General features: G+C 39.2%; 16 protein-coding genes. 10 read left to right on the forward strand and 6 right to left on the reverse strand.

What is annotated here, in order from left to right:
• The first annotated feature begins 11 nt into the window (after window positions 1-11).
• Complete coding sequence (locus tag FCJ93_RS19520) at window positions 12-1,217, forward strand: MFS transporter (RefSeq protein ID WP_137744462.1); 1,206 nt, start codon at window positions 12-14, stop codon at window positions 1,215-1,217.
• A 97-nt stretch (window positions 1,218-1,314) separates the two neighbouring features.
• On the forward strand, window positions 1,315-1,986 hold the full coding sequence (locus FCJ93_RS19525; RefSeq protein WP_137744463.1) for a GNAT family N-acetyltransferase: 672 nt from the start codon (window positions 1,315-1,317) through the stop codon (window positions 1,984-1,986).
• A gap of 224 nt (window positions 1,987-2,210) precedes the next feature.
• On the opposite strand, the gene FCJ93_RS19530 is transcribed toward FCJ93_RS19525, so the two are convergent.
• Complete coding sequence (locus FCJ93_RS19530; protein WP_095310629.1) at window positions 2,211-2,654, reverse strand: Rrf2 family transcriptional regulator; 444 nt, start codon at window positions 2,652-2,654, stop codon at window positions 2,211-2,213.
• 176 nt (window positions 2,655-2,830) lie between these two features.
• Between FCJ93_RS19530 and FCJ93_RS19535 the strand changes: the two genes are divergently transcribed.
• Window positions 2,831-3,700 (forward strand): SDR family oxidoreductase, encoded by an 870-nt coding sequence (locus FCJ93_RS19535; protein WP_095310627.1) that lies wholly within the window; start codon window positions 2,831-2,833, stop codon window positions 3,698-3,700.
• A gap of 52 nt (window positions 3,701-3,752) precedes the next feature.
• Here the strand turns inward: FCJ93_RS19535 and FCJ93_RS19540 are convergent, their stop codons facing one another.
• Entirely contained in the window at window positions 3,753-4,313 is a 561-nt protein-coding gene (locus tag FCJ93_RS19540; RefSeq protein WP_095310625.1) for a sugar O-acetyltransferase, read from the reverse strand.
• Window positions 4,314-4,431: 118 nt separating this feature from the next.
• A complete protein-coding gene (locus tag FCJ93_RS19545) occupies window positions 4,432-4,977 on the reverse strand; it encodes a helix-turn-helix domain-containing protein (RefSeq protein WP_137744464.1) in 546 nt (181 codons plus the stop codon).
• 145 nt (window positions 4,978-5,122) lie between these two features.
• On the opposite strand from FCJ93_RS19545, the gene FCJ93_RS19550 reads away from it, so the two are divergent.
• A complete protein-coding gene (locus FCJ93_RS19550; RefSeq protein WP_095310621.1) occupies window positions 5,123-5,731 on the forward strand; it encodes a LysE family translocator in 609 nt (202 codons plus the stop codon).
• A 418-nt stretch (window positions 5,732-6,149) separates the two neighbouring features.
• Here the strand turns inward: FCJ93_RS19550 and FCJ93_RS19555 are convergent, their stop codons facing one another.
• The 3 genes from FCJ93_RS19555 to FCJ93_RS25285 all read right to left on the reverse strand — a co-directional run bounded on the left by FCJ93_RS19555 (window position 6,150) and on the right by FCJ93_RS25285 (window position 7,735).
• The gene (locus FCJ93_RS19555; RefSeq protein WP_095310619.1) at window positions 6,150-6,587 is read right to left on the reverse strand and encodes a VOC family protein; all 438 of its coding nucleotides are present in this window, start codon (window positions 6,585-6,587) and stop codon (window positions 6,150-6,152) included.
• Window positions 6,588-6,948: 361 nt separating this feature from the next.
• Window positions 6,949-7,392 carry a hypothetical protein gene (locus tag FCJ93_RS25280; protein ID WP_211344134.1) on the reverse strand — a complete coding sequence of 148 codons (444 nt, stop codon included), beginning with the start codon at window positions 7,390-7,392 and terminating at the stop codon, window positions 6,949-6,951.
• A complete protein-coding gene (locus FCJ93_RS25285; protein ID WP_211344135.1) occupies window positions 7,328-7,735 on the reverse strand; it encodes a helix-turn-helix domain-containing protein in 408 nt (135 codons plus the stop codon). Before FCJ93_RS25285 ends, FCJ93_RS25280 begins: the two co-directional genes overlap by 65 nt.
• A gap of 305 nt (window positions 7,736-8,040) precedes the next feature.
• On the opposite strand from FCJ93_RS25285, the gene FCJ93_RS19565 reads away from it, so the two are divergent.
• From FCJ93_RS19565 to wrbA, 6 genes are all read left to right on the forward strand, one after another.
• Window positions 8,041-9,513: a flavin monoamine oxidase family protein gene (locus tag FCJ93_RS19565; RefSeq protein WP_137744465.1), complete on the forward strand. Its 1,473-nt coding sequence runs from the start codon at window positions 8,041-8,043 to the stop codon at window positions 9,511-9,513.
• Window positions 9,514-9,815: 302 nt separating this feature from the next.
• Entirely contained in the window at window positions 9,816-10,754 is a 939-nt protein-coding gene (locus FCJ93_RS19570) for a ring-cleaving dioxygenase (protein WP_137744466.1), read from the forward strand.
• A 219-nt stretch (window positions 10,755-10,973) separates the two neighbouring features.
• Window positions 10,974-11,171, forward strand: coding sequence for a hypothetical protein (locus tag FCJ93_RS19575; RefSeq protein ID WP_137744467.1), 198 nt, complete (start codon window positions 10,974-10,976; stop codon window positions 11,169-11,171).
• A gap of 17 nt (window positions 11,172-11,188) precedes the next feature.
• Window positions 11,189-12,103, forward strand: coding sequence for a ring-cleaving dioxygenase (locus tag FCJ93_RS19580; protein ID WP_137744468.1), 915 nt, complete (start codon window positions 11,189-11,191; stop codon window positions 12,101-12,103).
• Entirely contained in the window at window positions 12,103-12,711 is a 609-nt protein-coding gene (locus FCJ93_RS19585; RefSeq protein WP_095310607.1) for an alpha/beta hydrolase, read from the forward strand. The genes FCJ93_RS19580 and FCJ93_RS19585 overlap by 1 nt, the downstream gene beginning before the upstream one ends.
• A 56-nt stretch (window positions 12,712-12,767) precedes the next feature.
• A complete protein-coding gene (gene wrbA, locus FCJ93_RS19590; protein WP_095310605.1) occupies window positions 12,768-13,433 on the forward strand; it encodes an NAD(P)H:quinone oxidoreductase in 666 nt (221 codons plus the stop codon).
• The last annotated feature ends 465 nt before the right edge of the window (window positions 13,434-13,898 follow it).

Raw genomic sequence — 13,898 nt, forward strand, 5'->3', positions numbered from 1 at the left:
TGGGTGAGTGAATGAAAGGATGGAAGAATCCTATTTTGCTAATTTTAGGAATAGGGATTTCTTATTTGGGAAATTGGATCTATTTAATTGCTTTAAATTTATCCATTTTAGAGTTAACCGGTTCGGCGGCTGCTGTGGCAGGCTTATATATTATAAGACCGATTGCTATTTTACTGACAAACACTTGGGCTGGGAGTGTTATAGACAGGGTAAACAAGCGAAGATTAATGATAATGATTGATCTGGTCAGGGGTTTGCTTGTATTTTGCATTCCGTTTATCGGCTCATTGTTGATCATTTACGCGTTACTATTGTTGATTAATATCGTTGGAGCTTTCTTTGGACCAAGTTCAACAGTATATATAGCAAAATTGGTTCCTCAGGAAAATCGAAAAAGATTTAATTCAATCATGAGTATGACCAATTCAGGCGCCTTCCTGTTAGGTCCGGCGATAGCAGGTGTTCTCATTATGTACTTCGGAACCGAATTGTGCATGATGATTAATGCGGTCACTTTTTTAGTCTGTGCGTTTTTTATATTTCTTCTTCCGAATGTTGAGGAAGGACAGCATCGTAACAGAGAGCGTGTAGGCTGGCAGCTATTAATAAATGATTGGCGGACAGTGACAACCTATGTAATGAAGGCGAAGTTTTTTATGATTGTTTATGCCTTATTTCAAACTGCGATGTTAATTGGTTTTGCCCTTGATTCACAAGAGGTTACATTCATTAAACAAATTTTGCAATTATCAGATTGGGAGTATGGGGTGATTGTAAGTATTACTGGCGTTGGGGCATTAGCAGGTGCTTTTGTTTCTGCAGTAATCGCTAAAAAAGTACCCTTGAAATGGTACTTAGGAGCAGGGATGTTTTTAACATCGGTTGGATATGCGTGGTTTTATTCCTCGAACAGCTTTATAACAGCAACGGCAGCCTTTGTTTTTCTCGGTTTTTTTATGGCCTTTGCCAATGCGGGCTATGCAACCTTTTTCCAAAACAATGTCCCTGTAAGCATTATGGGGCGATTTGGAAGCATGGCCGATATGCTGCAAGGTATCGTTCAAATTGGTTTTACCCTAATTTTAGGTTTTCTTGCGGAATGGTTTTCTTTACAACTAGTGTGCCTAATCTTTTCGGTTGTCGGGGCTTGCTTCGCACTGGCACTTCTTATCACAGTTTTGCTGCCCTTAAAGCAAGGAAATGCTTTAAGGGATTAGCGCATGAATTTTTTAAGCTTTTTGCAACTTCATGTGATATTCTATCTTTGCTTAATATTAAAGTGCAGTTTTTTATTTAAGGGAGGATAAGCGAAAAATGGAGTACATAAGAATAACAAGTATAGATGATCCGCTGTTTGAGCAAATGCATCAGCTAATGCAAAATATTTTTCCACCAGAAGAAGTATTGGAGTTTGAGCTATGGAGGGAGCCGTTAGAAGATCCGGGAATTAGGGTTTTTGTTGCTGTGCACGAAGGAAAAGTGGTTGGAGCAACAGAATATCGCTATTATGAGAATTTTAATGTCGCAATGACAGATTTTACGATTATCGGCGAAGCCGGACTTGGTATCGGCCCTTTTTTAGCCAATAAGAGAGCAGACGATTTAAAAGCGTTAGCGGAAACAAATGGAAAACAGCTATTTGGCATGTTTGCAGAAATTTATGATCCATATCGGGTCGAGCACTATGAATTTGGTGGCGTCAAACCGATGGACCCTTATGTGCGCCGTGAAGTGTTGTCTCATTTAGGCTATCGCCGTTTAGATTTTCCATATGTGCATCCGTCTTGGAATAATGATGGAGAAGCAGTTGAGGGGTTAGACCTTTCTTTTTTAACGATAGACCCTGAAGTGAATGAAATCAAGGCAGAGCTCGTGGTGGCATTTTTAAAAAGATATTACACCGTGTTACCAAACAAGCCTCAGAAGTGGTTGGATATGATTGCAAACTTAGAAACGGAAGAAACCGTTGCGTTAAAACCATTTTAATAGGTTGAATACTGAGTTTCGCCGATATATTGTTTTTTTCGCTGATAAATTTGCTTTTTCGCCGATATATTTTTTAAAACGCCGATATAATCCAAGTTTCGCCGATATATGAAAAAAAGCGCCGATAAATATATGTATGGATAAAAAGTGTTTAAGCAAGTGATAAGGAGCTAGGACATAATAGCTTCAAATCATGAGAAAGGTGAATTTGAGTACGCTCAAATTCACCTTTCTCTATTTTGTTCTTCTTTATTTATGATGTCTTGAACGATATCTTCAATCGTGACACCGCTCAAAACCTTTTCCAGAGCTAATTGAGCGGTTGCTAAAATAGGGGCAATCGCATCTTGAATGTTCCGACCGACAAGGCATTGCGGATTTGAATTTTCATGGATGTTAAATAATTCGTTGTCCTGAACGACATCAACTGCTTTGTACACATCCAATAAAGTAATTTCCGATAAGTTTTTAGCAAGCTTTGCTCCCGCAATTCCTGGATGGACCTCCACTAGTTTAGCTTTTTTTAACATGCCGACAATTTTTCTTATTAGTGCGGGATTTGTATTCACACTGGCGGCGATATATTCTGAAGAGCTAACTCCTTCTTTATTAAACTCAATCAAGGTTAATATATGAACGCCTACAGCAAAACGGCTGCTGATCGACATAGAGAATCACCAACTTTATGAGAGTTTTAAGGCTATTATACGATATGACTATTATTATACTAAATAGAAAGCACTACATGAAATAGGTAATGATTGTGTAAAATTCTTGACAGGATTTATGGTTGTAATTAAAATGGTTACAGGTAATCATAAAAAATTGATCGGGGGAAAAGAAGATGAAAATGTTAGTAACTGGAGCAACCGGGAAGCTTGGCAGCAAAATAGTGGAAACTTTGCTACAAACAGTACCTGTAGAACAATTAGCAGTCAGTGTTCGTGAGCCAAAGAAAGCAGAAGGACTGCTGCAGCGTGGAGTCGAGGTCCGTCAAGGGGATTTTGACTATCCAGAAACATTGGATTCAGCTTTTGCAGGAATTGAGCGTTTGTTGCTGATTTCAGCCGATGGTGATAATGATACAAGAATTCGCCAGCATTTCAACGCAGTAGCTGCAGCGGAACGGGCTGGAGTTCGCTTTATTGCTTATACGAGCATTGCCAATGCACAGGAAAGCACGAATTCCATGGCACCGGTGCATAAAGCAACGGAGGAAGCAATTTTGAAGACAGGGATTCCCTACTCCTTCTTGCGCAATAACTGGTATTTGGAGAATGAAATTCCAAGTATTCAAGGTGTTGTAGCTGGTGCCCCGTGGGTAACTTCAGCAGGAGAGGGAAAGGTTGGTTGGGCGCTGCAGCAGGATTATGCGGAAGCGGCTGCTAAGGTGCTTGCTGGTGAGGGACATGAAAAAACGACCTATGAACTTTCTGGACCACTCTTATCACAGCAGGAACTTGTCACAGCAATTGGAGAAGTATTGGGTAAAGAGGTAACAATGCAAAAAGTGGATGATGCTACTTATGGTGAAATCATGAAGAGTGCTGGACTGCCAGATTTCCTCATTCCAATGCTGGTCAATATTCAAAAGGACATACGTGAAGGCTCACTAGCAATAGAGAGTGAAGATTTCGCTAAAGTTCTTGGTCGGTCAACAACACCAATAAAAGAAGCACTTACGCAAATTGTCAATGGGATTGAAGCAGAATAATAAATAAAACCGGCTTCCTTTTGGAGGTCGGTTTCGTTGTCAATATTAGTGATTATCGTTCAATCTCCTTAATGATTTTTGCGGGATTACCACCTACAACAACGTTGTCTGGTATATCCTTCGTCACGACTGCCCCGGAAGCAATAACGGCATTATTTCCGATTGTGACGCCAGGATTAATGATCGCATTGCCGCCAATCCACACATTATTTCCAATTGAAATCGGCTTTGCATATTCTTTTCCTGAATTACGTTCATGGGGATGAAGTGGATGTGTCGCTGTATAGATTTGTACACCGGGGGCAAGCATGCAATTATCACCAATGCGTACTTCACATACATCTAGAATGGTACAGTCAAAATTAGCAAAAAAATTCTCTCCGACATGGGTGTTATACCCGTAATCAAAACGGATATTCGGTTCCATATAGATATGATCACCTGTTGATCCAAGCAATTCTTTTAATAAACTGGTTCGTTTTTCTCCCTCAGTTTCTAACGTTTGATTGTAAATTCGAACCTTGCGTCTTGCCTCCTCACGTTCTTTTACTAAAACTGGATCGGCTGGATTGTACATTTCACCTGCTAGCATTTTTTCTTTTTCTGAGCGCATAATTGTTGCTCCTTTCCTGAATATATTATTGCGTTTTGTAATATGCCGTTTTTTGAGTCATTACGTGTGAAACCTTGGTTTCGCATGAGGAGAACCAAAAGTCTTTAGTAAAAAAACGTTAAAAAGACGGGGGTGTAACAGAAAATAAGATGGAAGCTGTTTGTTCAAATATATTTTCCCATTTATGACGCATATGTGCGGGGATTTTAACGCTATCGCCCGTTTCTAATATATACTCCTCACGATCTAAATAGATTTTGATTTTCCCTTCAAGCACATAGGCGATTTCCTCCCCTTTATGCTCCAGCAGCTTTTCAGACGATACGGTTTTCGGAGGTATATTCATAATGGCTGTAGCCAATGTACCTGTGAAATTTGGGGAAATGAGTTCGTATGTTAAGCCATCGACAATCATTTCCTTGCGCTGTTTCGATCTTACCACTAAATCGGCAGTAGGGGTATCCTCAAGTAAAAAACTAAAAGTAGGTACATCAAGAGCCTTCGCGAGTATCTTTAACGTTTGGATCGATGGATTAGCTAGGCCGCGTTCTATTTGACTTAACATGGATGGAGTTATCTCAGCTGTCTTGGCCAACTTCCTGCTACTCAGCCCCTTCTCTTCGCGATACTTCTTCACTTTATTACCGATATTTATATTTTCCATGATTCCTCCGCCTTTTTGTTTACATTAAATTTAATGGTCATTAAAAAATTACTAAACAACAATATCATTCTATGTTAAGTTATATTTAATATAATTAAATTATATTTTGTGTAGAGTTTTATTTCAATGAGTAGGGGTGTTTAAAATGAATGATTTCTTGACCTTTTTATTGTTATCACTTTTTGTTGTCATGAGTCCAGGGATAGATACGGCGCTGATTACAAAAAGAACGATTTCAGATGGTAGAAAAGATGGCTATAAAATGGCGCTAGGAATTACGACTGGTTCATTGGTTCATACAGTGGCAGCAGCTTTTGGTCTTTCGGCAATCCTCATGCAGTCCGCTCTTGCTTTTGAAATTGTAAAATATATTGGTGCTATTTATCTTATCTATCTTGGAGCATCTTCTTTTATCAAAAAGGAGAAGGATAGCAAGTCCGACCTTGGGGAAAATGGAAGGAAATCACCTTACACGCAAGGGCTGTTATCGAATGTTCTAAATCCAAAAGTGGCGATGTTTTTCATCACTTTTCTTCCCCAATTTGTGAATGGTTCAGGCAATGTAACGATACAACTTATTACAATGGGAGTTGTGTACACGATTTTATCGATTATATGGTTTTTTGTTTATGTGTTTTTCATCAATTATTTGCGAGAATGGTTAATGTCAGCGAAGGTTCAAAGAATCATGGACAAAACAACAGGGCTTATCCTCATAGGGTTCGGCTTGAAGCTAGCGTTCGAGAAAAGGTAAGGTGAGTGCATGAAGGAAAATTGAATAATGAGCTTTCGGTTGCAAATGGTATGCAGAAAATTGGAGATAAAGTAAGCCGTCAAGGTAAAAAAAGCAATTATGACTTACTCAGCAAAGTTTTTATTCTTGTCTTCATGAGAGGAGAAAAAGTTTGGCTATGCACTCACTCACTAAAAAGGACGGAGGCATATCCAAACTTTTTTATAAACAAGATTGAGGTCATTTGTCCACATTGAACAGTTCATCTTTTCTGTGGGCACAAAGTAGTGACTGTTGACATTTAAATTAATCAGCCAGTTAGATTTTTCCATCGAAGGTTTGCAATGTTATAGTTTGGAATAAGGTGAAATTCTTGTTTATCTTTTACTTTTGAATGGTGTTTCTCTCTTTCAATCACATTTTTCAACAGTGACTTAAATTATGCTTGCTCGTCGTCTTTAAATGCTGTCACTATTTGCCATGTAATACCGAATTGATCAGTCAATTGAGCATAAGCGGGGCTGTAACTGGTAGCGCTTAAAGGCGTGTCAATTTCTCCTCCAACAGATAATTTCTCAAATAATCTTTTCGCATCCTCTACTTCTTGTAAATCAATCATAATGGTAATTGTTGAGCCTGCTGTAAAATCTTGGCCTGGCAAAGCATCAGCAAGCATTAACTGTGAAGTGCCAATGTTAATGTGTGCGTGCATGACATTTTCTTCATAACCTTCTGGAATCCCATTTTCAAATTCATGAGGCCAATCTTTTAAAAGCTCCATACTTTCCACTTCAGCTCCAAAGGTATCTGCATAGAAGGTAACAGCTTCTTTCGCATTTCCGTTTAATAATAAATAAGGGGTTAATTTTATTTCCATAATAAAGACGTCCTTTCATTATTAATTAATTTAAAGCATTTTGAATCTCAATTTTCCATCAGTAAAGCAATCCATGTCAGGCATTAGTTAGAGCGCTCACTTTCTTTTAAAAGTCTCGCATCTCTACCATGGGAGTCCAAACACATTACCTGAATACTCCGTAACTATTTTTAAGTGATTTCTCACATCTGATCACAAATCATATCTGTTCTTTTTCAGCATCTTTTAAAGCTTTCACGGCGATTGGATAATTGCTGCTTCTCATCTTTTGCTGCGGTAGATAAATAATAAAAGCACGATTGTCTCCTCCTTTTGTTATGTTTTCAATTATATTTTGGCACAAAGGAGGAGGAGGTACTTCTTATAGATTGCGGAATGGAAAAGAATCGGCTAATAATTTAGGCAAATTAATTAAAATCGGAGGGTCTTCAGGTAAAGGAGGGCGTAAGTGCACCTCTACATGGGAATGTTCGGAGGATGGAAAGTGTAAAACTTCTTCCACTTTTCCTCGTAAACACTCATTAAGCACAAAATAGCGCAATGGATTCATTGTCTTTTCGATAGAACAGACCAATAGATAGTAGTCTCCATCTGGAATATGAGTAAAGGTATGTCTATTTGTTTGAGTTAAAGCAGTGCCAACAATGGGTTTGTGGTTAGGGATAGGACTACGGAACAGGCCGGCAAACGTGATACTTGATTCATAATTCTCAGGATAATGGATTGTTAAAGAGAGCTGGTTATTTTTTTTCGGTATTTTTTTCTTCCGAATAATAATGAAGGGTACATGGATATTTTCTTTCATATTCTTTAGTGATTCCATAAAGAGATTCGACTTGTTTTTTGTATTCACGAGGTGAAAGACCGGTTTTTTTCGCAAAAGTAGTTGAGAATGTGCCTAAGCTAGAAAATCCTGCATCAAAACTCGAATCAGTGACTGAAAAATTTTGTTTTAGTAATTCTTGCTTCGCTCGTTCAATTTTGATCGAAGACAAATAATCAGCAGCTGAAAAACCCGTCAATCTTTTGAACTCACGGCTAAAATGATATTTACTATACCCGAAGTGGCCGGCTACCTCTTCGATAGTCAACTCGTCAGATAGATTGGTTTTTATGTAAGTAAGAATATCAACAATGATTTCTTTCATAGGATTCTTCCTTTTCAGTCAATCTTTAATGCACGGTTTCTTTTATTGTACTTCTCATCTGCTCAATCAACAATTATTTTGTTAATGTTCGGGTGCGTTTTCATCAATATTTGAAGTCATCCGAATTTCAGACGTGACAATCCAATTAAGGACAATTGAAAAGGTGGCTTTAAATTAGAGGAAATTTTATGTTAGAGCGTTGTAAATTCTAGCTGTGAGTAGATATTTTGCTGATGTTGCGAGCTTTTCTCCCATCATATCCACTCTCATCTTTACATAGGATGAAAAGGAGGGGAGTGGGACGGATGAGTAGAATTGCGACAGAATATCATTACTTGAATTATCCGAATGATATGCTCCGGCTAATTCAAAATGGATTAAATAAAGGAAAAGAGCCGAAAAAAATCCTAATCGCAGGGGCAGGGATGGCCGGGCTTGTGGCAGCCTCTCTTTTAAAACAGGCTGGCCATTATGTAACCATAGTGGAGGGGAATTCTCGTATTGGTGGACGAATTTATACAGTCCGCGAGCCCTTTAGTGCTGGCAATTATTTAGATTTTGGTGCTATGAGAATACCTAACAACCATTTATTAGTCTCTGAATATATTCGTCGCTTCAAGCTGAAAACGAATCGTTTTATTAATACAACTGCAAATGACCTAATTTACGTTAATAATGTGCTAACGACAAGCGCACGTTATGAACAAAAACCTGACATACTGCAATTTCCTCTCAGCGGTTGGGAAAAAGGAAAAACGGCAAACGAACTTTTTCTAGCTGCCGTACAGCCTTTTTTGGATCGCTATCAAAATGGCACCCCAGAAGAGCAGGAAGAGTTAATGAAGCAATTTGATCAATATTCGATGGAAGCTTATCTTAGAGACAATCCTTATGGACCATCTTTGTCATTGAACGCGATCCGAATGATCAGTATTTTGCTTGGAATTGAAGGCTTTCGTGAGCTTTCGTTTGTAGGAATTGTAACAAATATTATATATCCGATTTTTAATGAGGATGCCGTTTTTTATGAAATCGAAGGTGGGAATGATCGCCTTCCTTATGCATTTTTACCTGAACTAGGGAACGAACTTTTTTTAAATGAGAAAATATATAAGATTATACAAAATGAGCAATGTGTTTGTTTTCAAACAATCAATCAACGCAACGGACAAATTCAAACATTTACAGGAGACTATGCGATTATTACGATTCCTTTTTCAGCCTTACAGTTTATCGATTTTGAACCGTATGAGTCGCTCACTTTCAATAAACGCCATGCGATTAGGGAGCTGCTATTAATACCGTCCGTGAAAATTGGTATTGAGTTTAAACACCCATTTTGGGAAAGGCTTAAGGTCGGCAATGCAATTTCTGATCTGCCGACACGGTTTAGTTATATTCCTAGCCATAATATCGGCAAAATGGGGCCAGCAGTAATGCTCGCAAGCTACAGTTGGGGACATGATGCTGCTTTGTGGAATAGTCTATCTAATCAAGAAGTCGTTCATTATGCTTTAAAGGATTTGGCGAAAATTTATGGATCAGTTGTGTATCAAGAGTTTTTACAGGGGGTTACCTTTAATTGGAGCAGAAATCCTTTTTCAGCCGGCTGTTTTACTCTATTTGCTCCTGGACAAAAAGCAGATTTAGGGGACGTGATTTACCAACAAGAAGGCAGAATGCATTTTGCTGGCGAGCATACTTCCACTTTTCATGGTTGGGTGGAAGGAGCGATTGAATCCGGAATTCGGGCTGCATATGAAGTCAATCGAAGATAGATAATGAAAAAGAGGTTGACATTAAGACGTAGATTATATACAATTATCTTGAATTAAAGATAAATTAATTCGAGATAAATTAATTCGAGATAAAGTCTTATTTTTTTAATTTGATATCTCGAATTCGAGATATTTTTAATAAGTAAAATAAGATTAAAACTAGTAAATAATAAGAAGAAGCACTTTTCCAATTATACCGTTCTGTAATTGAAGAGAAAGAATCGTGAAGACATGATTTTTGGCTAGAGACATTTAAGCGGAAACCTTTGCGATTGAATTGATATGAAAGAGAAGTGATAGGCATGGGCAAACAAACAGCAGGAATCCATCATATTACGGCAATTGTTGGACATCCTCAGGAAAATGTGGATTTTTATGCCGGCGTTTTAGGACTTCGTTTAGTCAAGCAAACGGTCAATTTTGATGATCCAGGCACATACCATTTTTATTTCGGAGATGAAGAGGGAAAGCCGGGAACGATCATTACTTTTTTTCCATGGGCTGGAGCAAGACAAGGGGTTATTGGTGATGGCCAAGTTGGCATAACCACTTATGTAGTACCAATCGATTCCATGACATTTTGGAAAAAGAGATTGGAGAAATTTGCAATTCCCTTTACAATGGTGGAGCGTTTTGGCGAGGAGTATTTAAGCTTTCTTGATCCACATGGACTAAAGTTAGAAATAGTTGCACGAACTGGCGGTGAGAAAAACAATTGGTCTTTTGGTGAAATCACTCCAGAAGTTGCGATAAAAGGGTTTGGAGGAGCGGTACTGTTCTCTGCTCAACCTAAAAAGACGGCTGAATTGTTAGAGAAGGAATTTGGTTTTGAGCTTGTTGGAGAGGAAGGAGAAATGGTTCGCTTTCAATCATCAGCAGATATTGGAAATATCATTGATCTTAAACTGACTTCAAATGGTCGTGGTCAAATGGGAGTAGGAACAGTCCATCATATTGCTATGCGGGCAGTCGATGATGCCGATCAATTAGACTGGCAGGAGCGCCTTTCCATGAATGGGTATGGCGTAACTCCAGTGCAGGATCGCAATTATTTTAATTCAATATACTTCCGCGAGCATGGGGAGATATTATTTGAGATTGCAACGGATCCTCCAGGATTTGCTCTTGACGAAACTCACGATCGTTTAGGTGAAAAATTAAAATTACCAGAACGGTATGAAAAGTTCAGAGAGCAAATTGAACGTGGTCTTATTCCGTTTGTTGTGAGAGAGTTGGATTAATTTAAGTTCGTTTGATCCAACTTAATAAATTCCTGATTGGAAGTGTTGTTCTGAGACCAATTGCCGTTGTTACGGCCGTATTTTAAATGGGGTACCAAAAAGTTTGGTTCAACGAAAAGCAGCAGGGGAAATAAAGGAAGCAACTAAAAAAATTTTGACGACACGTTGTTCAAACAATGTGGAGAAAGTAAAAATAACATTGATAAAAAATGAAATTGAATGGGCATCCAGCAGAAAGCAAAAATTAGACTGAATGTATATTGGACATACTATGGAGTTAGAAAAACGCCGCTTTTTATGATTGGCAAAGTTATTCGTAATCATGTTGCAGAAGAAATTTTTCAGAATGGCAAAATTGCTCCGATTGGCTTTGCACCAGTAAGTTGTAACTACGAAAAATTAGAACGGCCAAAATAGAAAAGGTGGTGAGGGCGTTGTTAAAGTCTGAAGGCATCCATCATATTACAGCTATGGTTAATAGTGCCCAAAGAACGATAAATTTTTACACTGACATTCTTGGGTTGAGGTTGGTGAAAAAAACAATTAATTTTGAGCGCCCTGAAGTATATCACCTTTATTTTGGTGATTATAGAGGATTGCCTGGAACGATTATGACATTTTTTCCATGGGAAAAGCAACTTAAGGGACGAATCGGCACTGGACAAGTAGGGGCGACAAGCTATGCCATCCCTGCAAATTCACTTGATTTTTGGGAAAATCGCCTTCACCATTTTGGAATTGACTATGAAAGAGTTGGTCGTTTCGGAGACTCGCTTCTATCATTAACCGATCGAGACGGTTTGAAGCTAGAGCTTATCGAGCTGCCTGTTGCCTTAAATAGTCCTGAGATCATTGGATTTGCTGGTGCTACATTGTATTCGGCAAAACCGGATAAAAGCGCGGATATTTTAGAAAATTTGTTTCGAATGAAATGTGTTGGAGATGATGAAGGCTATTTACGATTTAAAGCGGGGGGAGCAGTTGGCAATCTGATCGACATTAAGCTGACTCCATCAGTTCGTGGACTGATGGGCGCTGGGACGCTCCATCATATTGCTTTAAGAGCAAAGGATGAGGCGGAGCTTTATCAATGGAGAGAACTCCTTTTGGAAAAAAGCTTGAATCCAACTGAGATCCGTGACCGACACTATTTTAAATCGATTTATTTTCATGATGAAGGGGGAATTCTTTTTGAAATCGCGACCGATTCCCCTGGCTTTACTATTGATGAACCAGTCGAACATCTTGGACAACAGTTAATGTTGCCACCATGGCTAGAGTCAAAAAGAGCAGAATTAGAAGCTCTATTACCAGACGTGGGAGTTCATATTGTGGAGGGAATTGACTGATGCAGCATATTTTTAACCAAGGCCCAGATCTATCGAAGCCGACCTTGCTTTTACTGCATGGGACAGGCGGAAATGAACTGGATTTGTTACCGCTCGCAGGTAGAATTGATGAGGATGCCTCTGTATTAAGCGTCCGCGGCAATGTACTTGAGAATGGGATGCCAAGATTTTTTAAACGCTTAGCAGAAGGTGTGTTTGATGAAGAAGATCTCATTTTTCGTACAGATGAACTCAATCAGTTTCTTCATAATGCCGCAAAGGAGTATGGATTTGACCGAGATAATCTTGTTGCGCTCGGCTACTCCAATGGAGCCAATATTGCAGCAAGTCTATTATTTCACCATAAAAATGCATTGAGAGCAGCTATTCTTCATCATCCAATGGTGCCAAGAAGAGGCATAGAACTTCCTGATTTAACAGGCAAAGCTGTGTTCATCGCCGCTGGCACTAATGATCCGATTTGTCCGTCAGCAGAATCGAAGGAACTGCAATCATTATTGGAAGATGCTAAGGCGAATGTTGAACTTCATTGGGAAAATTATGGACATCAATTGACGCTTGGGGAAGTAGAGGCAGCGGCAAAATGGTATCGAAATTTATCTTTATAGTTTTTGGAACACGCGTATAGGAACAGTTAAGCAAACAGAAACTAGGTGGTGGTTGTATGGGCATTTTGTCCAAACTATTTGGAAATTCAACAAAAAAGGAGTCAGAGCCAATGTCAAATGTAAAATTAGCAGTTATTTATTACAGCATGGGTGGTACAAACTATCAATTATCGAAATGGGCTGAGGAAGGTGCGAAAGAGGTCGGTGCTGATGTAAAGGTGCTAAAAGTACCAGAGCTTGCGCCTGAATCTGCAATTGAGAGCAATCCAGCATGGAAGGCTCATGTTGAAGCAACAAAGGACGTCCCTGAGGTCACTCTAGACGATTTGGAATGGGCAGATGCGATTATTTTCAGTGTGCCAACACGCTTTGGAAATATGCCGTCGCAGATGAAACAATTTTTAGATACAACTGGTGGATTATGGTTCAATGGCAAGCTTGTTAATAAGGTTGTGAGTGCGATGTCATCTGCACAAAATTCCCATGGCGGTCAAGAAGCAACCATTCTTTCTCTATATACAACGATGTATCATTGGGGAGCAATTGTAGCAACTCCAGGTTATAGCGATCCGGTTATTTTTGCTTCAGGCGGCAACCCATATGGTACAAGCGTGACAGTTGATCAAGATGGCAACATGGTTGAGGATGTACAGGCTGCCGTAAAACATCAAGCAAAACGCACGGTACAAATTGCCGAATGGGTTAAAAAGGGTAACCAATAAGAGACTCATTTTCGAGACAACACAAAGCTGGGTTTTCCTCGATTGCTTCAAGATAAGACGCTTCAAACCTCCAAATTAAAAAGGTGGATTGACGCGTCTTTTTTGTTTTCGATTTTCTTTCACAAAGTGGAGTGGTTCCGAGGAAAGTAATAAGTCCGTGTGAAGGGCTTATGAGGACAAAGAACGCCTAAAAAAAACCCCTCGTGTCCGCATAAGGGGTTCAAGAGGACAAAGAAAGCTCAAAAAGAGCAAAGCATGTCCGCATGAAGGGTTCAAGAGGACAGAGAAAGCCAAAACGAGGCCAATCGTGTCCGCATGAAGGTCTCAATAGGACAAAGAAAGCTCAAAAAGAGAAAATCGTGTCCTCATAAAGGGTTCAAGAGGACAAAGAACGCCCAAAAAGAGTAACTCGTGTCCGCATAAAGGTCTCATGAGGACAAAGGCCACCCAAAAAGAGCCCTCTCA

The organism is Robertmurraya siralis (assembly GCF_005502275.1).
Taxonomy (GTDB): domain Bacteria; phylum Bacillota; class Bacilli; order Bacillales; family Cytobacillaceae; genus Robertmurraya; species Robertmurraya siralis.